Below are 19,985 nucleotides of genomic sequence, written 5' to 3'. Positions count from 1 at the left end.
CATGCAACCGAGAAACCCAGCAGAGACGGCATTTTTCCTCCGCTGATTTGAGGATACCGGAACACGGTTGATGCCGGATTCGCATTTGTCAAATCAGCGTTGGGCCCCCACTTGATTCGGTGAGCGCATCGGCCTAAGTTTTGTCCTGGCTCCTTCGATGATATTGCCCAAAACTCCCTTGCCCTTGACGACATCAGGCTCGATTACTGCTTCGGGTGCCTCGAATTCAAGCTCCACGTTCTCCCGCTCCACCCGCGCGATGTCCACCCGCAGCATGGCAAGACGCCGCTCCAAATTGCTCAAGCGACCACTGCGCTCCGTCTCCTCGGCCTCGAGTTGCTCCACCTTGCGTCGCAGGGTCGCATGCCGTTCTTCATCCCGGCGAATCTTTGCCTCAAGTTGACGGGCGTGGCCACGAAGTGCCGGCCCATGCTGATACGAAGTCGTCCCAGAACCACCCGACTGGTTAAAAATTTGCCCCGCTTGAACTTTATCCGCTTCAAGTTGCTGCCAAAGTGCATTCGCCTCATCGGAAGAATCGGGCAGCGACTGCAAACGCGCATATCTCTGGTCCATCGTCTCCTTCCACCGCAGCAGAGGGTCCAGTTTGTCTTCAATCTCAATCAACTGACGCTGCTTCAGCAATACTTCACGCTCCAGCCGGTCCGCCTGGCCTCGCTTCTCCCGTTCTGCCTCAACAATCAAATGTTGAATCGCTTCAAACCGCTCACGATCCACCCTCTCCTCCTGACCCAATGAATCGATGCTTTGCTTGAGCGCCTGCTCGCGTTGCAACAAGATTTCCAACCGCCCTTTCGAAGCCTCCTCTTTGATGGTCAAACCATCCACTGAATGCTCCAAGCCCTCACGTTGCTCCATCAGTTCCGCGATTCGTTGATCCAACGCCACCTTCTCCGCGCACCGGTCTCCGAGCTCAGACGTCACTCCTCCCAGTTTTTGCTCCGTATCCGCAAGCTCTTCACATTGCCGGGCGATCTCTGCGCGGCGTTGGCTGACCTCATCCAGCCGCACCGCCATCGTCTCGACTTCCGTCGTCAATCGCTTCAGTTCGGTCTCAAGATCCAGTCGGCATCCTTCCAGCTCCTGTTTAACCCTAGTTGTCTCCTGGTAAACGGATTGCAGACCTTCGCTCGCCTTGGTCAACTCTTCGGACACTTGAACCAGCCTGCCCTGCTCGGACGAGGTCTGGTCTTGCAGATCACGCAGCTTCAACGCTTCATGCTCGGCGTCATACTCCAACCGTTCCAAACTCAGCGTAATCTTGGCGAGGTTCCTCTCGTCATCCGCACGTTGCGCGGTCAGCATCGCGATAGAGGACTGCAGTTCCCTTTCCGACGCTATCGCCAGTTCCAGTTTCGCACTGGCTTCGATCAATGACTGCTCCTTGCCCACCAAGGCATCCACCCGCTGCTGAATCGCGTCACGTGTCGACTGCAAATGCACCAGCTGACCTTGAAAAGCGTTCACCTCACCCTGTCGCCCAACCAATTCCGCGGACACCTCCGCAAGCCGGGTCACCGCCCCATCTATCTCCGAACAAATCGCTTCCAAACTATTGGAGGCCTCATCCCGTTGCATCAATACCGCCTGCAACGCCACGGCAGTCTCCGCATGCCTGTTCCGCATTTCATCACACTCTGCCGCCGAAGTTTCATGCTGATTCAACAACTCCAGCCACTGATCATGCTTCAAATCAAACTCGGCATTCAGTTCCGAGAATGCCCTCTGTTTGCGATCAAGCTGTGCTTCCACCTCAGCCATGTCCGCCGTCATTGCCACCAGGCGCTGCTCTTCTTCCAGCAACCGTTCCACCTCATCGCCTCTGCGCCGCTCCTCCTCCGTCACTTGTTGCAATTGTCCGGTGACCACTACCAGCCGTTCGCCCGCATCATTCGCCTCCCGACGCATCTCCTCCAACCGTTCATGCTCCACCGCAAAATCAGCCTCGGCCCTGGCGCGATTATCCACCGCAACAGCGCGCGCCTCTTCCGCCTGCAATATCTCCTCCTTCAATCCCACCAGTCTTTCCTCATGCATTGCGCGCCCTTCCTCCGCCTGTGTAAAAGCCGCCTGCATTGCCTCAAGCCTGCCATGCGCATCCCTCAACTGCCCCATCAGCGTGTCCCTGCGCGTCTCCAACACCTGCAACTCATCCAGAAGATCACGGCTGATCTCTTCCGCCTGCGTGAGCGTCGATCGGACTTCCACAAGCCTGTTCTCCTTGGTCGACAACTCAGCCTCACAGGCGGCGACCCGCTCCATGGCAGCAATCATGTCCAGATCCAGCTTTTCAAGCTTCGACGCCCGCCCGTGCCCGTGCCCATGCTCGTTCAAATTCACGGCCATCGGTTCCTCCAATCCAACCCCGTCGGATTCAAGCCAATCGAATCGAGAATCCTCAGTCTCGCGCGCAAACACCGCTTCCACCAATCCAAAGGTCAAACGGTCCCCATGCTCCAGCACCTGATGATCCACCCTCTCATCGTTCACAAAAGTGCCGCCTTCTGACTGCAGGTCGCATACTTCAAAATCTCCAGGTCCCGCACGTTTAACGCAAGCATGTCGTGCCGAAATCAGAGGTGCATCAACAACGACTTCGTTGTCCTCACTGCGTCCGATCGTGATCTCTTTGCGCAGCAGCACTTCGACTTCCTGTCCGTCCTGAAGGATGAATGTCAGTTTGGCCATGTTGAAATAGGCATCTTACGAAATTGTAATTACAACAATAATGAAAAGTAAGCAAACTTTTAAGTTATATTAACAATTTAGGAGCACTTCGTCGCAAATGGCGCTAGGTCACGGACCAGGACCCGCTTGCCGCTTCCCCCAAGTTGGCCAGACATCGAACCAAATCTGCCTGAAGAAACGGTTTCTCCAAAAAGTCATCCACTCCGGCCTCACGAGCCTTCTCACGGTTCATCTCTGAAGCGGTCGATTTTGTCAGCAGAACAAAATGCACCGGCGCTGCTCCCTGCCTCTGCCGATTCCGGATTAACGAGCAAAGCTCCAAGCCATTCACTCTCGGCATTTCCCAATCACTGATCACCACTCTGATCGACTGCCGACAAAGCACCTCCCACGCCTCATGCCCATTGATCGCCGTCAACACTTCATGCCCAAGTGAAACCAATGATGCTTCAAGCACCATCAGCGACACCGGGTCATCTTCAACTGCCAGAATTTTCATCTCACACAATTCCCGTTGGCAACCATGGTCAGATCATCTTTTTCAATTCCACTTCCAGCTCCATCCACGCCTCATGCATCAACCCAATGAGTTCAGGCATGCGCCGCCAGCGTTCCGAACGCGCTGCGTGCTCGACCGATTGCGCCCGCTTTCGCAAAGCCACCGCACCAATGCTGGCGCAGCTGCCCGCTATCTTGTGGGCAAGCGGCCCGATTTCTGCGAATCGCTCACTCCGATAAAATTCCGCCAGCGACGTCAACCGATCCGGCATTTCCGCCAACATCATCGACGCCACCTCCCTGAGAAGCGAACTGCCGTCCGGACGACGCAGTTGCCCCAGTTGCTCGAGCTGCGCCGGATCGAGCACCGGATTCATTGGCGCTAAATTTTCCGCCACAGATGAATGCGAAGCCGCAGATGCCAGAGATTCCTTGGATAGTGTCATGCCGCAACGGTGAAATACATTGGTCAATACTTTGCGGTTCAGGGGCTTCAGCGCATAATCGTCCATTCCTGCTGCAACGCAACGTTCCCGTGTCCCCGGCATCCCGGAAGCCGTCAATGCAATGATCGGAATGTGCGGATTCAAAAGTCCCGCCTCGCCGGCACGAATGCGACGTGTGGTTTCATAACCATCCAGCTCCGGCATCTGACAGTCCATCAACACTGCATCAAAATTCCTTCTCGACAGCATGTCAATCGCCACCAGCCCATTGCCCGCGATCGACACCTGATGCCCATACTGCTCCAGCAACAACGACGCCACCCGCTGGTTCGCTTCGTTGTCCTCCACCAGCAAAAGACGAAGCGGACGAAACTCGCGGACCGTCCACGTCACCGGATCACCATCATGGACCGTTGAGGCCATTTCTCCCCCGTCAGCATACATCAACGACAACTCAAACCAGAACATCGTCCCGTTGCCTTCCCAGCTTTCAAACCCAATCCGTCCTCCCATCAATTCCACGAGTTGGTGACTGATCGCCAATCCAAGCCCCGTGCCGCCGAACCGCCGCGTCGAACTGCCATCTGCCTGACTGAACGGTTGGAACAAATGCGGATGCATTTTCTCCGGAATCCCCACCCCGGTATCCCGCACCTCGACCCGACAGGTCACCGTGCCATCCACCGAACTCAACGCCCTCGCCACCACCGAAACACTGCCTACTTCGGTAAACTTGATCGCGTTGCCCACCAGATTGGTAATCACCTGCTTGACCCGTCCACTGTCACCCATCAGCTCCGCCTCCAACGTCGGATCGATCTCCCCATGCAGCGCGATCTTCTTCAGCTTCGCCTGCGGCCCCAACAGCTGCAACGTTTCCTGCACCGCCGCCTCGAAACTGAACGGTGCCTCATGAATCCGCACCTTGCCCGCCTCAATCTTCGCGTAATCCAAAATGTCATTGATGATCACCAAAAGATTGTCGCCACTGCGCTGAATTACCGCCATCATCTCCCGCTGCCCTGGTGTCAAATCCGTGTCCATCAACAGGTCCGCCATGCCAATGATGCCATTCATCGGCGTGCGGATTTCATGACTGATCGATGCCATGAACTCGCTTTTCGTCCGTTCCGCCGCCTCCGCCGCCTCCTTCGCACGGCGCATTTCCTTAGACGCCAGCCGCTCCTCCGTCACATCCCAATTGATCCCGATGTTGTGCACCGCATTCCCTTGCTCGTCGTAGACAAATCGCGCCAGCGCCCGGATGTGCCGAACTTCACCTGTCTTGCGTTGAACGATCCGGAACTCCGAATCAAACACGCGGTTCTGCATCATCGATTCAGTCCAAAGCCTCATCGACTTTTCGCGATCATCCGCATGCAACGCATTCCCCCACTCCTCCTGCGTTCCGCCAAACTCCTCGGGAGTCACCCCAAACATTTCGTGCATGCGTGGATCCCACCACATCCGGCGCGTCCTGACATCCACGTCCCAAATTCCAATCCCACCCACACGCGTCGCCAGCGCAAGACGTTCCTTCTCGCTCACCAGTGCTTCAGTCAGCAACTTCTGCTCGGTGATGTCCCAGTTGATCCCCACCGCCTTCAGCGGAGCCCCGTCCGATCCGGCAAACACCCGCGCCGAAGCACGAATATGTCGCAGCTGTCCACCCGGAGTCAAAATCCGAAATTCACCAGTGTAAATCCCACACTGCGCAACCGCCGCCTCCCAATCACGCTTCACCTCCCTCACATCCTCGGGATGAATGATCGACAGCCACTGCTCCACGCTGCCGCAAAAGTGACCCGGTTGCAGGCCATAGATCGCATGCATCCGCTCGTCCCACAAAAATACCCCTGTCTTAATGTCCGCATCCCAAACCCCGCTGCCACCCACCTGAGTTGCCAGAGCCAGACGTTCCTTTTCATTCGCCAATGCCTCCGCCAGCCGCCGCTGCTCTGACACATCCACCGTGGTGCCCACCGCCCGAATGGCATGGCCCTGTTCATCACAGCGCACTTGGGCCAGAGAGCGAACAAAGCGCACCTCTCCCGATGGTCTTAAAATCCGATGCTCGAACTCCACCGTGCCCTTGTTCTCCTTAAATCGTGAAACCACTTCCAAAACACCCGGCACATCCTCGGGGTGCATCACCTTCACCCATTCGGCAAAGCTTCCTCCAAACGTATCCGGCGGCACCTGCGCACGAAACCCCGTCACTCCAATCGCATAGATGACATGCATCTGCTCGTTAAATAGGATTTGGCCACTGTGGAAATCAATCTCCCAAATGCCCACCCCACCAATCGCCACCGCCAGATTCACACGCTCATTCAAAGTCCGGACCAGTTCCCTGGACGACGGATGTTCGGCGATTTCCCCGACCAACTTCAGCCCCCCCTTTCCCTCCAGCATCGAATGAGAATCTGCTCTCCCAGCATCGAGACGAATGTCGCTGTTAAAATGTAGAACGTGGGGGTCCATTCTTGAATCAAGATCTCAGCACGTTCGCGCATTATCCATAGTTATCGAATATATTCTTTAAAAATACTTTCTGATCTCCTGAAAATGCCCGATCCGCAGATCAAATCACCCTGGTCAGACCCGGAAAAAGAAAATCAGAGAAGTCAGGCGGGCGCAAGACCCACCAGATCAATCTCCGATTTTTTAACAAGTGAAGAGAGCCCCGCTCTGCGAGACTTGCTTCATTAGAGACTCAGTCCAAGTCTTTGCGATTCCGCCCAACGCACCGCGAAACGCAGCACCGATGCTCCGTCTTCCAGATTCAGCTTCTCCCGAATGTGCGCCCGATGCACCTCCGCCGTTTTTACGCTGATGTTGAGAATGTCGCCGATCTGCTGCGTGCTCTTGCCTTCGCTGATCAATTGAAAAACTTCAAATTCACGATCACTGAGACGCTGAACTCCGTCCACCGCCTTCGAACTTCCATATCCCGAAAACGCTTCCATGATTTGCGCACTCATCGCCGGACTCACATACCGCTGGCCGGTAAGCACCGTTCGAATCGCCTGCAAAAGCGTTTCCCGATCCGCCACCTTCATGATGTATCCCCGTGCACCGGCCTTCAAAACACGCTGCGCATAAAAGGTCTCGTCATGCATCGAGATCACCAAAATATTTAAGGACGGGTGCAGCGCCAAAGCGTCTTTGATCAACTCCAACCCATTTCTTCCCGGTAAGGAAATATCCACCATGATCATGTCCGGCTTGTCCACTTCCAGCTTCTGCAGCGCTGTTTGTGTGTCACAAGCCGCCCACGCAAGCGTGAGATCAGGCTGGCTTTCAATCAGCGACTCGAAACCTTCACGCAACATCGGATGATCATCGACGATTGCTACTCTTTGCAGATTCTCACTCATAATTGTTTCTTATAGACAAGGGTCTTTGGTTTTTGTTTGATCAGGATAACACTTATCCAGGTCAGGCAAATACTAATCTGGGGAATATGATCTTAAGTTTCTGGTGCCGTTTCGGGCAAGAAAATTCGTAAGTTATTCAGCGTCAGACCATTGCGAGGCACACTCAAACTGCAAACCGCGTCACTCAACTCACCACATTTTTTTTGGCAGCCGCGCATGCTGCCAAAGGCACCAGGCAGATGGCGGTTGTGCCGCTGTTCGGCTCCTTCCGAGGAAGAAACTGCAAATTGGCCCCGATGGCATTCGCTCGATACCGAATGATTCGCAGCCCCATCCCATCGTCCTTCTGACTCGACTCATCCCCCTTGAATGAAAGGCCGTCATTGGCCACCTGCAGGCGAAGCTGATACCCCTCCACCCGCAACAGCACCTCAATCGCCGACGCCCCCGCATGACGGGCCGCATTGTTGATCAACTCCTGGGCGATCCGATACAAGTGAGTCGCCGTCGTGGCATTCTGCATCGGCAGATAGTCAGGACTATCCAGACGAATTGGCACTGAATACAGATGCTGCGAGGTTTCCGTCAACTTCTGGATGGCATGCAAAAACCCTTCACCCTCCAAATTCACCGGCGATAATCCCCTCGCAAGATTCCTCGCCAGCGTCGCCGCCTCACCAATTTGCTTGCTGCTCGACTGCGCCATCTGCCGCGCTTCGTCCAGCTTCCCGGCAGCAATCTTGTCTCCGATCATCTCCACCCCCAGTTTCACCGCAGCCAACCGCTGGCACACGTCATCATGCAAATCATGCCCGATGCGCCGACGTTCTTTTTCAGAAATATCCAGCACCTCCTGCTCGAGCATTTTCCTCTCCGTCACGTCCGTCGTCAAACCAGCAATCCGATGCATGCGCCCATGTTCGTCCAACACAGGAAACGCCCGGCTCTCCAGCCAGCGAATCTCCCCATCCGGCCTGCGAATCCGATACTCACAATCCACAATCTTTTTCCCCAGCATGAATGGGTCCAGCATTTTTAAAAGCAGTTCGCGATCCTCCTCGACCACCTGCTCCAAAAAAATCAGCGGATTGCTGCCAAACTTAAGACGGTCCGCCCCCCACATGTCGTTATACGCCGGGCTCACATAAAGCACCTGCCGTCGGTCCGCCGTCATCATGAAAATCACATCACGAATGTTCTCCACGATCTGTTTGAAAATGTCCTCGCTCGCGCGCAATGCCCTTGCGATTTCCGCAAACTCATCGCGACCCGACATGGGTTGAGCATTGATTGCCCCGCCCGTGAGCTGCCTCGAGCTTTCCAGCAACTGCGCCACGCGCTGGGACAGAAACCGGTGCAGCACCCACCAGAGTCCGATACACGCAATGAGATGCAAAATTGCAGAAATCCCGCCCTGCTTGACTGCGTCCCACTGCTCCTCCCTCACCGCTTCCGAGGGATCGCGCGTCACCACACTTACCCAGCCCGGTGGTTGATTGGCACTTGCTGCCAACGGGTGCGCTGCCGCGACCCGTGTTCTGGATAGCGTAGCCACCAAGGGACCCCCTGTTCTCGCTGCCTCCATCACCAAATTGACCAGTTCATTTTTGACCTCTAAGTCCTCAAGATCCTGCCCCACCCATTCTTTCTGCGTGGCATACTTCACCCTCAGGTTCTCATCAAAAACCACCGCCATCGGCACCTTGCTGTCCTCCACCAGCATCCTCACATCCCGTTCAAGCAGAGGAAAGCCGTTGTCGGAAAGATGAAAAGTTTTTACCGCATCGCTCAGCCAGGCAGCCTGGGCCAAAGCCACCCGCTGAACCCGACGATATTCCTTTCTGGTCTCCCGGCTTAGCAACACCCAGGTGTTGACCACATCGTAGACCAGACTGAACGCCAGCACCAATAATGGAATGCTGACGCGCAGTGGCGGCGGAAATATCAACCAGCTCGGTTTCATGCTCGTGCATGACAGCCGGGTTTCCTCCAAGGTGCAAGATCAAATGCACCCATGAAAGCGGATTCGAATGGTGGGAAGATTTAAAGAGTCACCGTTGTGGCGGAGGGAATGCCAACGGACCACTCGATGGAAGCCCAGGCTGTCCCATTGGTCCTTGTCCCTGACCTTCTCCCGCAGGCTTGCTGGCAATCAACTCAGCACGTGATTTGAGCAATACCTCGACCGAAGCCTTTGGCAGTTCAAATACCCAGCCTTCAAAAGCTTTCTCCTTCGCCAGCTTCTCCCTGGTTGCCTTGACCGCCGCCGCAAAAGCCTCATCCTTCATCTTCTTGTCTTCCTCCTTCTCCCCCTCAACCGTTGGCCGCGCATCTGGAATGTCATTCTTCACCACAAAACTAAAATACACCGTGTCGGCCCCTTCCGCGCCTTCTTCGGCTTTCTTCGGTGCGATTCTCACATCATAAACGAAACCGTCAAAGGTGATCAATGTCGCTCCCATCGCGTCTTTCAACAACTCAGCGGCCTTCTCCGCAGGATGCACATCCGAAAAAACCGGATTGGTCAACACCGAGCCAAACCCGGCAGTGACGGTTTCATCCAAAGCCTGCCCCGCCGCCGCACCTTCCAGGGAAAATGCTCCATTCTCATCCACCCGGCCCACCGTCCAGGTCTTCGCCGGGTCTGCCGACTTCACCCCAATTCCCTGCACACCTGCCACGTCAATGAACGCTTTGCTCAGCCACTGCTTTGGATCAGGCGTCAAACTCTGCACGATGTCATTGATCATCCAAACCGTGTTCGCATCCTTGGTGGTGCTGACATACCGCTGCTCCACCCCGCCCATCCAGTTGCCGCTGTTGGCCCCGCCCGTCGTGCGGGTGGAGTCACCCGCCACAAAACTCGCCAGAGTATCGCCGCTGGCATTCATCAACTCCACCTGCAAACCCGTGGTGTTGGGGTCCACATTCTCTGCCGGCGGAAGCAGCATCAACTCCGCCAGAGCACTCGGCCCGACCTCGTTTTTGCCGTTGATCTTCACCTGCGAAATCGCCTCCACCTCCTTGCTGATTTTTTCGAAAGCCGCCGCGTAGCCGTTCCGCTCCTTCACTACCCAGCGTTCGCCATCAACCTCCAGATTGACCTGTTCATCACCCCCTCGAATGCGAATCTTGCGGATCTCCGCCACCGGCAGTTCGGGAAACAAATACTCGCGCATCGGCACGCCCACCAGACGCGCCGAGTTCATGCGCTGGTCACGATTATTTTGATAGAAAACGGCAAAGGCCACCAGACCAGCCAGCAATACAAAGAGAACAACAGATTTTTTCATGACAAAAATTCAGTAACGGGAAATCAACAGATCAAAACAACAACCAATCAACGAGCCGCCTGCATGGCGCGCCGACGCACGGCGATCACCACCCCAAACGCAATCACCAACGCCGGCACGGCCAGCAGGTTCAGCAACGTGATGGTCATCTCAAGCCGCTCTTTGCGACGGTTTTGTGCTTTTTGAAGTTCACGAACCTCCTTTTGGATGTTCACCTGTTCGTCGATCAACTGCTTGCGCTGGGCCTGGTTCATGTTCAACACCACCATGCCCTGCTCCTCTTTGACGCCCCCCATGTCAGCAATCTTCTGCACAATCTCATTGAGCTTTTGATTGCGTTGCTCAATCAGAGGACGGTATTCGGCCTCCACCTGCGAATTGAGTTTTTCGATGCGCGTGAATGGACGACCGGTGGAAGCACGACTGCGCACGGCAATCAAATCCACACCGCCCGCGAGCATCTCCACCATGTTCAACAACAGCGGCAGGTTGCCATTCAGCATCCTTCCACTGCGATCTTGAGCGAGATAAGTGCCTTCATAAAGCATGTCGACATCCGACAGCAAAAACACCACCCCTTCACCGCCCTGGGATTCCTTGAGGTAGGCAGGCTTGGCATCCGCCGTTGCAGCAGCCGGTTTTGTTTCGGGTGCAGCAGCCGGAGGTTCAGCAGCCACCTCTGGTGCTGGGGCAGGAGCCGGTGGAGAAGCTGGCGCTGGCGCTGGCGTCGCTGGTTCGGAAACCACCGGAGCAGGGGTAGGAGCGGGAGTCGGATCAGGAGCAGGCGCAGCCACCGGTGCAGATGCTGCCTCTGCGGCAGGTTTGGCCTCAGTTGCCGTCGCAGTTGCGGGTGCCCCAGCGTCTTGCTCGGCTCCCCCTGTTTCGCCCGGAAGTTTGGGCATGTTGTCCGATGGTGTCTTGTCCGGTGGCGGACCATCTGGAAACGCCGTGCGGAATTTGCCAGTCAACCGCACCACCAGGTTGCGTTGTTTTCCAGAAGCCTGGAAGTTGGTGAGACCTTCGTTGCGCGCCTTTTCCGCAATGGCGCTGTCAATCAGTTCCGAGTTCTCCGATGACTGCACCAAAGTGGCAGCCGTCAGCCCTTCTTTTTTCTCAATGTTGAAGGCACCCGCCGAATACATGTCCACCCGATCCAGCGATGTGGTCACCAGCTCATCACGATTCAAAAATTCGCCGCCGATGTTCAAGAACGTCGGCTGGGCACGGCCCTGTCCTGCCGCCATACGCAAGGTCATGTCAGCGACCACCAGGTTCTTGCTGTAACCAATGCCCCAGGCTTTAAACAACGTGGGCAGATCCGAATTGGGACCCACCGATGTGGACGGCGCACGACCCAGTTGACCCGGGTTGTTATAACGCTCGCTCACCAAAGATTGTGGATCCACCGCAGCGATCACCTTGCCTCCGCGCAGCAGAAACTGGTCAATGGCAAACTCCGCTTTGGGTGAAATGTCCGCCGGATGCAGCACCAGCAGCACATTCACATCCGCATCCACCGGCTCACCCGAAGAAGGCACTTCGCGCACATCATAGTCGAGACGCAGCTGTTTGATGGCCAACCAAGGTTGCGGCTGATTTTGCTGCTGCATCATCGCCGGGAAGTTGAATTCCGGACCGGCAATTGGCATCGGACTCATCACGCCGATCACCTGACGCGTGGTCTTGGAAACTTTGGAAAGCGCACGCGCCACTTCGTATTCCAGCTTGGTTTCATCACCCGGATCAAGCACCTCTTTCTGCTGAAGGCACTGCACCACCAATCCAAAATAGGCCTTGTCGCCCTCAGGATTCACCACATGTCCGCGGACATCATCCGCCACGGCACGATCTTCATCTTCCGTGTTTGGGCGCGGATCGATTTTCTCCAACTTGATCTTGCCATTGCTGGCCTCCTCAAACTCCAGCAGCAAATCCTCCACCGTATTGGCGTAGTTTTGCGCGCCTTGCGGCATCAAGCGGGCATCGCGGGTCACGTAGAGACGGATCGCCACCGGCTTGTCGGGATTAAGACCATTGATGATCTTCTTGGTGCCTTCCGAAAGGGTGTAGATGCTCTTCTCAGTAAGGTCGACGCGTGCGTTTCCAAAACGCAAACCACCAACGATGTAGTTAAGCACCACCACAATCGCGGTCACCAAAAGCAGTGTCAGCAGGGATGTAGATTTTTTCATAGGAATCGAAAAATGAACGTTCGTAAAATAGCGTGATCGACGGGGTTATGAGCGACGTGACTCAATGGCGAAGTGCGTGACCATCAGTCCAATCGCGATCACACTCAGGAAATACAGCACATCGCTGAGCACCACGAGACCCTTGGACATCTCGTAAAAATGCGTCAGCAAACAGAGATAGGAGACCAGGTGCAGCAGCCACTCCAGCCAGCTTGGCACGATCTTCAAAATCGCATCGGTAATCTGCGGCCAGCCAAATACCGTCAGCAACAAACAGATCGCCACTGACACCACAAAACAAATCACCTGGCTTCGTGTGAAGGCACTTACCGCACTCGTCACCGCAAGGCAGCTCAACGCATAAAGATAGCTGCCAAGATAGGCGCTGATGATCGGACCTGGATCAGGATCACCGAGATAAGAGACCGTCCAAACCACCGGGAATGTCAAAGCCAGCGCAATTGCCCAAACCGCCGCCGCAGCGAGGAACTTGCCCAAGATCGCCTGCCAGGGGGAAAGCGGCATCGTCATCAACAACTCCATCGTTCCCAAACGGTGCTCCTCCGACCACAACTTCATCCCCACCGCAGGGGCCAGCACCATGTAAATCCACGGATGCCACATGAAGAACGGATGAGTCAGCGACGCGTCATTGCTTTCCAAAAGCCGGTTGCCGAGGAAGAAAGTAAAGCCCTGAGCCGCCAGCAGGAAGATCACCAGGATGACATAAGCCACCGGGGAGTTGAAGTAGGAAAAGAACTCGCGCTTAAAGATCGCGAGCGTGTTTTTTGAAGGGTTCATAAGAGAAAAATGAAAACGTTGATTAGAGAAGTAAAATGGGTTGGTAATTGAAGCCGCCAAAGTCTCCGGCTCATCGAGAACCAGCGGACAACGGCAATGCCGGACTCAAGCCGCAACATCCGAACGGGTGATCCCCCGGAACACCTCATCCAGGCGTCCTTCCTCGCGATGCAGTTCTTCGACCTTCCAGGCTTTCGACGCCACCAAATCACCGATCTCGCGAGCCAGGTCCGCCACTTTCACCTTGCGGTTGGGAACCACACGGCCTGCGAAGCTGTTTTCACCGCGCTCGGTGACTTCCACCTTGTCGACGCTCACCAGTTTTTCCAGTTCCGCGACCACAACTGAAGTGGCAACCCCGCGCAAGGCAAGCCTCACCGCATTCGCGCCCGGTGCCCGTTCCTTCAATTCATCGGGCGTGCCATCCGCCACCACCTTGCCACGGTCAATGATGATCGCCCGGGTGCAGGCCGCCTCCACTTCCTCAAGAATGTGGGTGGAAAAAACAATGGCCTTGTTTTGACCCATGCGTTTGATCAGATTGCGGATCTCGTGCTTCTGGTTGGGGTCCAATCCATCGGTCGGCTCATCAAGAATCAAGATCTCTGGATCATGAATGATGCTCTGCGCAAAACAGGTGCGGTGCCGATACCCTTTCGACAACGTGTCGACACTCTGATGCCGCACCGGCTCCAGGAAACAGGTCTCCAATACACGGTCAATTGCCTTCTTGCGGGCGTCGCCATAAAGACCACGCAGTTCTGCACAGAAGCCGAGAAAGCCCAGCACGCTCATGTCAGGATAAAGCGGTGCGTTTTCAGGAAGATAACCCAGGCTGCGACGCGCCCGCTCGGGATTGGTCAGCATGTCGACACCGCCCACGCTGATTTCCCCTTCAGTTGGAGGAAAATACCCCGTCACCATGCGCATGGTGGTGGACTTGCCAGCACCATTGGGTCCGAGGAATCCCAGCACTTCGCCTTTTTCGACACTGAAGGTCACCCCATCAACGGCGACCTTGGTTCCAAATGTTTTTTTGAGGTTATTAACTTTTATCATGTCGTGAGGATCAGACGTTTTTTGCGTTGAGTGAGATCAAACGCGCATGGGATGAACGAGTTTGCAACCACCTTCACCTCATGTTGGGAAGTTTTTAGAGCAAAACCCCCTCCGAGTTCAAGCGAATTCTGCAAAGTCTTCGTCAATACAACATGTTCACTTCATCACCCGCTTTCGAGCATCGTTCACCAGATGCACCAATTGACCGTCATTTGCGGCATCATTTGAACACCCGCGCCAAACATCCCGGTCCTACGCCCGAAGAAACCGTTTCATGTTTTTTCTTCCCATGATCCATCCCATTCATTAAGTTCATGGTTCACTCACCACCATCTCACCTCATCATGAGCACCCGAACCGTCATCCACCTTTGTATTGCCGGCCTTTTCGCATTGGCCGTGCTTTATATCATGAGCAAATGGAGCACGCCCGAATGGCAGGAGAACCCCATGTATCCGCTCATCGCGATCATCAGTCTCGCCATCGTCGGCGGCATCTTTTTTGTCACGGTGGTCCTGCCCCGCATCGGTGATGCCGTGGGCACCGCCATGTATTCCTCCGGAGAAGAAGTCAAGCAGGACGGCAGCATGAAAGCCGTGGCAAAAATGGCTTCCGGTGATTACGAGGGGGCCATCGTCGAATTCAAAAAAATGATCGCTGAAAAGCCGGATGATCCCTATCCCATCTCCGAAATCTCCAAAATTTACACTGACAAACTTCAACAGCCCGACAACGCCATCGTCTTCCTGCAAGGCCATCTCGAAGCCAAGGCCTGGTCGGAGGACAACGCCGCCTTCCTCATGTTTCGCATGATCGACATCTACTTCCATCAAAAGGCCTGGGAACATGCCAAGGACATTCTGGAGCAGGTCGCCGGCAACTTCCCCGGCACCCGACACAGCGCCAACGCCCGGCACAAGATCAACGAACTGGAGCAAATTCAGTTCAAGGAGCTTCAGGCCCAGCGAGCCAAACAAAGTGCCCAAGGTGGCGTCTAGAATGCTCCCGTTGCGGCAGCACGGATGAACCAAAACTCCCTCTGGCGTGAACTAAGCAAACCGCGCCCGTTGTTGGCGATGGCCCTGGCCGCCATTGTCGGCATCCTCATTGCCGATCACCTGCCAAATGGCAGGATGCCACTTCCTGCCATCGTCGGTTCGCTTCTGACATTCGGAGCCATTGTCCTTTGGAAACGCACCTGGATCTCTGCACTTCCGTTCGTCCTCGTCCTCGCCACGCTGGCCCACGGTCACCGACTTCAAAGCACCCGCCATCACCCCTGGCACCAGTGGCTCCACCAGCAGCCCGCTCCCACCTGGGTCGAAATCGAAGGAGTCATCGAACAACCCCTGCGTCGCAGCCTTCCCGGCTTTGAACCCGGCGAAGCCCTGTTTCGCGCCACCAGTATCCACGCCCCTGGCCACACCATTCCCAACGCCCGGCCCGCCTACTTCTCCTTGCGCCTCGAATCGGGTGTCACCCTCAAAGTCGGCCATTACCGCTGCACTGGCTGGATGCAACTGCCGCTACCACCCGACAATCCCGGCCAGTTTAACAAACCCGATTACGATCTCCGACTCGGCCTCATCGGTCAATTTCAGGTCGCCCATGTTCTCACCGCCGCCCCGTTCACTTGGGACTTCAAATCCAAACTCATCGAAACCTCCGAACGTTGCCGCACCTGGATCATCGACTCCCTAAGTCAGCACGTCCCACCCGACGCCCCCGAGCTTGTCGTGCTGCTCGCCATGACCCTCGGCACCTCCGACACCGCCACCCCGGAAATGCAAATCCCCTTCCGGCTCAGCGGCACCCTCCACATCTTCGCCGTCAGCGGCCTGCACGTTGCCATCATCGGCATGATTTTCTGGTTTTTCCTGCGCTGCCTCGGCATCTCGCGCGGCATGCAACCGCCCCTCCTGATCCCCCTGCTGTTCGGCTACACCTTCATCACCGGCCTCCCCCCTTCCGCCGTCCGATCCGCCATCATGGCCACCGTGCTTCTTCTCGGCATGACCGCCAATCGCCGGTCCGATCTCCTCAACACCCTCGGTGCCTCCGCTCTCATCCTTTTCCTTCTCAACACCGATCAGCTCTTCGGTGCCGGCTTCCAGCTCTCCTTTGGCGTCCTCGCCTCCATCGCCATTTTGAACGAGTTTTTCTCGCGCCCCCTTCGTCCCTGGACCGAACCCGACCCCTTCATTCCGAAAAACCTGCTCAGCCTCCCGCAGCAGGCCATCTGGAAAATCCGTCAATCCATTGCCGGCACCTTGAGCGTCTCCGCCTCCGCCTGGATCGGCAGCGTCCCCCTCATTCTCTACCATTTCAACACCCTCACTCCCATCGGCCTCATCGCCAATCTGTTCCTCGTTCCCTGGTCCGTCGTGGTCCTATCGCTCACCATCAGCCGCCTCATCCTCGCCGGACCGATCTTCTCCCTCATCCAACCAACCCTCGCCTGGATCAGTCAACAATCCGCCACCGCCATTCTCTGGATGGCCAACTTCTTCGCCTTCGTCCCTGGCGGTCATATCTACGTCCCTTCTCTCGACCTCCTTCCTCGTCCCCCCGCCCAGCTCACCGTGCTGCGCATCCCCGGGGGCGATGCCGCCAATCATCTTCGCGTCGGCAACACCAACTGGCTTCTCGACACCGGGTCCATCCGTCAGTTCCCGTTCATCCTCCAACCTTTCCTTCACCATCAAGGCATCAACCGTATCGACCACCTTCTCATCAGCCACGCCGACAGTGCCCACCAAGGCGGCACCCCCTCCCTGCAAACTTACTACGGCCTGCGTGAGATCAGCGCCCCTTTCAAACGTCCGAACACCAACACCATCGGTAACTGGCAACAAATCACCGCGCCTAAACCCCTCCTCATCACCACCGATCCCACCCTCCCCGCCCACATCGAAATCCTCTTCCCGCCAAACAACTGGCGAAGTTCCAGAGCCGACGACAACGCCCTCATCGCCCGCCTCCACATTGGCAAACACCGTATTCTTTGGTGCAACGACGCCGGGTTCAACGCCGAAAAACATCTCCTCGCCACCCTCCCTCCCGAAGCTCTGAAAAGCGACTTGATCATCCGCAATCAGCACACCGACGACCACTCCATGCTTCCCGAATTCCTCCACGCCGTGCAACCTCGCGCGATCATCTCCTCCCACTCCCAGTTCCCCATCGAACAACAAATCCGCCCCGCCCTTCGCGAAGCCTGCAACCGACTCGACATCACCCTTCTCGACCAAAGCCAGACCGGAGCCATCACCCTCGATATCTGGCCCGAAAAAATGCAGCTCACTCCCTTCCGAGGCGACCAACCTCCCCTCACTTTTCCATAGCCTTCACGCCCGCTGCCGCATCCACCAACTCATTGCTCAACACCAACGCGTCGCTTTTCTCAGGAACCCCGATCCCCGTCCCGCACCGAGTCAGCCAATTCCCCTGCACCACTGCTCCCTTCGCAACCACCGCCACCTTGATCCCCACTCCAGCAATATCCCGGAACGAACAACTCTCCACCACCGCCCCCTCTCCCGACTTCAGCAGCACCCCATCCCCTTTCCCTAGTTGAAACAAACAATCCCTCACCTCAGCCCCTTTCCCACCATCGATCAGCACGCCATTCCCGCCTTCCAGCGTCAACTTGCCAATCGACACCTTCTCCGAGGCCCCACCTGTGACTGAAATCAGCCATCCGCCCTCTTCCCCCTCCCAGCGCAACACCGTCCGCTCCTTGTCCATCCCCGCCAGTCGAATCCCTTTCCCGTCCACCAACTTCAATCCCTTCTTGATCACATACTCCCCCGGCGGAACCACCACCTCACCACCACCCGCCTTGATTGCCTCATCAATGAACCCCTGCAAATCCGACTCCTCCAGCGCCCACCCCATCACTGGAAAAAATAGCACCGCGCACCAAGTTGGAAACCATCGAATCATATCCACACCAACGTTCCGAATCCCGACACTCTCGCAATCAACCGCTCCGCCGAAGTTCCACATTGACAGCCACGCCCCCATCGCGCCAGCATTCCCCCCTTCATGAGCCAGACGCATCCACCAAAAAATTCCGTGCATGACGAACACGGCAATCCCATCGAAGACGGCTTCGGCTGGCGGCATCGTTCCGGCCTGATTCTCGCAATGCTCTTCCTCATCGGCATGTTCCTCGGCCCACCCGTCTTCGGCCTCAGCCCCGAAGGCAGCAAAGTCGCCCTCCTCGCCCTCATGATGGCCACCCTCTGGATCACCGAAGCGATCCCCATCCCCGCCACCGCGCTCCTGCCCCTGCTCATGCTGCCCCTCCTCGGCATCTCCACCATGAAACAGGCCGCCGCCCCCTATTCCGACCCCATCATCTACCTCTTCATGGGCGGCTTCATGCTCGCCATCGCCATGGAGCAATGGAACCTCCACCGCCGCATCGCCCTCAACATCATCGCCTCCGTCGGCACCCGGCCCCGCTCCATCCTCTTCGGCTTTCTCTGCGCCGCCGCCTTCCTCAGCATGTGGACCAGCAACTCCGCCACTGCCATGATGATGCTCCCCATCGGCGTCAGCGTCTATGCCCTCCTCAAAAGCCAGCAAGGCGACACCCCCGGCAACCGCGAGCTCGGTGCCGCCCTCGTCCTCGCCATCGCTTACGGAGCCAACATCGGCGGCATCGGCACCCTCATCGGCACTCCGCCCAACGCCGTGCTCAAAGCCCATCTGCAAAATCAGCACGGCATCGAAATCGGCTTCGGCCAGTGGATGCTCATCGGCGTCCCCCTCATCCTTATCTCCCTGCCCCTCGTCCAACTCATCCTCACCCGGCTCAGCTTCCGCATCAGCAACCAGGAAGTGCCCGGCGTCAAAGAAGCCCTCACGACCCAGCGTCAAAGCCTCGGTCGCATGAGCCAGGCCGAGTGGTCCGTCTGCGCCGTCTTCGGTCTCGCCATCGTCCTGTGGATCAGCCGTGAACTGTGGAAAGCCCCCCCTCCCGCCATCGCCACCGACCCCTGGTCGCTCGGTGCCCTCATCACCGATGAAGTCATCGCCATCGGCTGCGCCCTTCTGCTCTTCCTCATCCCCAGCGGCAAAGGCAGCGGCAGTTTCGTCCTCGACCACACCTGCCTCAAAAAACTTCCCTGGGACGTCCTCATCCTGTTCGGAGGCGGACTCAGCCTCGCCGCCGCCATGGAAAAAACCGGCGTCATCAAAAACCTCGCCATCGCCATGCAGGGAATGGCCGGCTGGCCCGCCCTTGTGATCGTTTTCATCGTCACCGCCGTCATGATTGTTGCGACCGCCCTCACCAGCAACACCGCCACGGCCACCGCCTTCCTTCCCGTCATCTCCGGCCTCGCCATCGGCATCAACCAGCCCGTCATCCTCCTCGCCGTTCCTGTTGCCATTGCCGCCAGTGCCGACTTCGCCCTTCCCGTCGGCACCCCGCCCAATGCCGTTGCCTACGGTTCTGGACTCGTGACCCTCCCCAGAATGTTCCGCGCTGGCTTATGGGTCGACCTCCTCTTCGCCCTGCTCATCCCCATCCTCATGTGGACCATCGGCCGCTGGGCCTTTGCCGAATTCATGGTGACCAAATCCGTTCCATGAAAA

The 19,985-nt window shown here is 56.7% G+C and carries 13 protein-coding genes; 3 read left to right on the top strand and 10 right to left on the bottom strand.

Annotation, left to right across the window (positions count from 1 at the left end; all coding sequences use genetic code 11):
• Nucleotides 1-93: 93 nt before the first annotated feature.
• The 9 genes from FEM03_RS10680 to FEM03_RS10640 form a co-directional block, all read right to left on the bottom strand.
• Nucleotides 94-2,709: an FHA domain-containing protein gene (locus tag FEM03_RS10680; protein ID WP_138086242.1), complete on the bottom strand. Its 2,616-nt coding sequence runs from the start codon at nucleotides 2,707-2,709 to the stop codon at nucleotides 94-96.
• Nucleotides 2,710-2,812: 103 nt separating this feature from the next.
• A complete protein-coding gene (locus tag FEM03_RS10675; protein WP_138086241.1) occupies nucleotides 2,813-3,208 on the bottom strand; it encodes a response regulator in 396 nt (131 codons plus the stop codon).
• 28 nt (nucleotides 3,209-3,236) lie between these two features.
• Nucleotides 3,237-6,137, bottom strand: a complete 2,901-nt coding sequence (locus tag FEM03_RS10670) for a PAS domain-containing protein (RefSeq protein ID WP_138086240.1) — start codon at nucleotides 6,135-6,137, stop codon at nucleotides 3,237-3,239.
• A gap of 224 nt (nucleotides 6,138-6,361) precedes the next feature.
• Nucleotides 6,362-7,033: a response regulator gene (locus tag FEM03_RS10665; protein ID WP_138086239.1), complete on the bottom strand. Its 672-nt coding sequence runs from the start codon at nucleotides 7,031-7,033 to the stop codon at nucleotides 6,362-6,364.
• Nucleotides 7,034-7,217: 184 nt separating this feature from the next.
• Nucleotides 7,218-8,996, bottom strand: coding sequence for a PAS domain-containing protein (locus FEM03_RS10660; RefSeq protein WP_138086238.1), 1,779 nt, complete (start codon nucleotides 8,994-8,996; stop codon nucleotides 7,218-7,220).
• A gap of 88 nt (nucleotides 8,997-9,084) precedes the next feature.
• A complete protein-coding gene (locus FEM03_RS10655) occupies nucleotides 9,085-10,326 on the bottom strand; it encodes a DUF4340 domain-containing protein (protein WP_138086237.1) in 1,242 nt (413 codons plus the stop codon).
• 47 nt (nucleotides 10,327-10,373) lie between these two features.
• A complete protein-coding gene (locus FEM03_RS10650; protein WP_138086236.1) occupies nucleotides 10,374-12,518 on the bottom strand; it encodes a Gldg family protein in 2,145 nt (714 codons plus the stop codon).
• A 45-nt stretch (nucleotides 12,519-12,563) separates the two neighbouring features.
• Complete coding sequence (locus FEM03_RS10645) at nucleotides 12,564-13,319, bottom strand: ABC transporter permease subunit (protein ID WP_138086235.1); 756 nt, start codon at nucleotides 13,317-13,319, stop codon at nucleotides 12,564-12,566.
• Nucleotides 13,320-13,424: 105 nt separating this feature from the next.
• Complete coding sequence (locus FEM03_RS10640) at nucleotides 13,425-14,378, bottom strand: ABC transporter ATP-binding protein (protein WP_138086234.1); 954 nt, start codon at nucleotides 14,376-14,378, stop codon at nucleotides 13,425-13,427.
• A 344-nt stretch (nucleotides 14,379-14,722) separates the two neighbouring features.
• On the opposite strand from FEM03_RS10640, the gene FEM03_RS10635 reads away from it, so the two are divergent.
• Both FEM03_RS10635 and FEM03_RS10630 read left to right on the top strand, forming a co-directional pair.
• A complete protein-coding gene (locus FEM03_RS10635; protein ID WP_138086233.1) occupies nucleotides 14,723-15,376 on the top strand; it encodes a tetratricopeptide repeat protein in 654 nt (217 codons plus the stop codon).
• 24 nt (nucleotides 15,377-15,400) lie between these two features.
• Complete coding sequence (locus FEM03_RS10630) at nucleotides 15,401-17,722, top strand: ComEC/Rec2 family competence protein (protein WP_138086232.1); 2,322 nt, start codon at nucleotides 15,401-15,403, stop codon at nucleotides 17,720-17,722.
• Here the strand turns inward: FEM03_RS10630 and FEM03_RS10625 are convergent.
• Entirely contained in the window at nucleotides 17,709-18,275 is a 567-nt protein-coding gene (locus FEM03_RS10625) for a right-handed parallel beta-helix repeat-containing protein (RefSeq protein WP_166442777.1), read from the bottom strand. The genes FEM03_RS10630 and FEM03_RS10625 overlap by 14 nt on opposite strands.
• Nucleotides 18,276-18,425: 150 nt before the next feature.
• Between FEM03_RS10625 and FEM03_RS10620 the strand changes: the two genes are divergently transcribed.
• Entirely contained in the window at nucleotides 18,426-19,982 is a 1,557-nt protein-coding gene (locus FEM03_RS10620) for an SLC13 family permease (RefSeq protein ID WP_138086230.1), read from the top strand.
• The last annotated feature ends 3 nt before the right edge of the window (nucleotides 19,983-19,985 follow it).

The sequence above is a fragment of the Phragmitibacter flavus genome (assembly GCF_005780165.1).
GTDB classification, from domain to species: Bacteria; Verrucomicrobiota; Verrucomicrobiia; order Verrucomicrobiales; family Verrucomicrobiaceae; genus Phragmitibacter; species Phragmitibacter flavus.
Note: the sequence above shows the minus strand (reverse complement) of the source record. Positions and strands in the feature narration are given on the sequence as shown.

What these genes read in the sequence shown, in the direction of transcription:
- FEM03_RS10655 (WP_138086237.1), bottom strand. Translation starts at nt 10,326, where the DNA reads ATGAAAAAATCTGTTGTTCTCTTTGTATTGCTGGCTGGTCTGGTGGCC.
- FEM03_RS10650 (WP_138086236.1), bottom strand. Translation starts at nt 12,518, where the DNA reads ATGAAAAAATCTACATCCCTGCTGACACTGCTTTTGGTGACCGCGATT.
- FEM03_RS10630 (WP_138086232.1), top strand. Translation starts at nt 15,401, where the DNA reads ATGAACCAAAACTCCCTCTGGCGTGAACTAAGCAAACCGCGCCCGTTG.
- FEM03_RS10665 (WP_138086239.1), bottom strand. Translation starts at nt 7,033, where the DNA reads ATGAGTGAGAATCTGCAAAGAGTAGCAATCGTCGATGATCATCCGATG.
- FEM03_RS10680 (WP_138086242.1), bottom strand. Translation starts at nt 2,709, where the DNA reads ATGGCCAAACTGACATTCATCCTTCAGGACGGACAGGAAGTCGAAGTG.
- FEM03_RS10635 (WP_138086233.1), top strand. Translation starts at nt 14,723, where the DNA reads ATGAGCACCCGAACCGTCATCCACCTTTGTATTGCCGGCCTTTTCGCA.
- FEM03_RS10670 (WP_138086240.1), bottom strand. Translation starts at nt 6,137, where the DNA reads ATGGACCCCCACGTTCTACATTTTAACAGCGACATTCGTCTCGATGCT.
- FEM03_RS10675 (WP_138086241.1), bottom strand. Translation starts at nt 3,208, where the DNA reads ATGAAAATTCTGGCAGTTGAAGATGACCCGGTGTCGCTGATGGTGCTT.
- FEM03_RS10620 (WP_138086230.1), top strand. Translation starts at nt 18,426, where the DNA reads ATGAGCCAGACGCATCCACCAAAAAATTCCGTGCATGACGAACACGGC.
- FEM03_RS10660 (WP_138086238.1), bottom strand. Translation starts at nt 8,996, where the DNA reads ATGAAACCGAGCTGGTTGATATTTCCGCCGCCACTGCGCGTCAGCATT.
- FEM03_RS10625 (WP_166442777.1), bottom strand. Translation starts at nt 18,275, where the DNA reads ATGGGGTGGGCGCTGGAGGAGTCGGATTTGCAGGGGTTCATTGATGAG.
- FEM03_RS10645 (WP_138086235.1), bottom strand. Translation starts at nt 13,319, where the DNA reads ATGAACCCTTCAAAAAACACGCTCGCGATCTTTAAGCGCGAGTTCTTT.
- FEM03_RS10640 (WP_138086234.1), bottom strand. Translation starts at nt 14,378, where the DNA reads ATGATAAAAGTTAATAACCTCAAAAAAACATTTGGAACCAAGGTCGCC.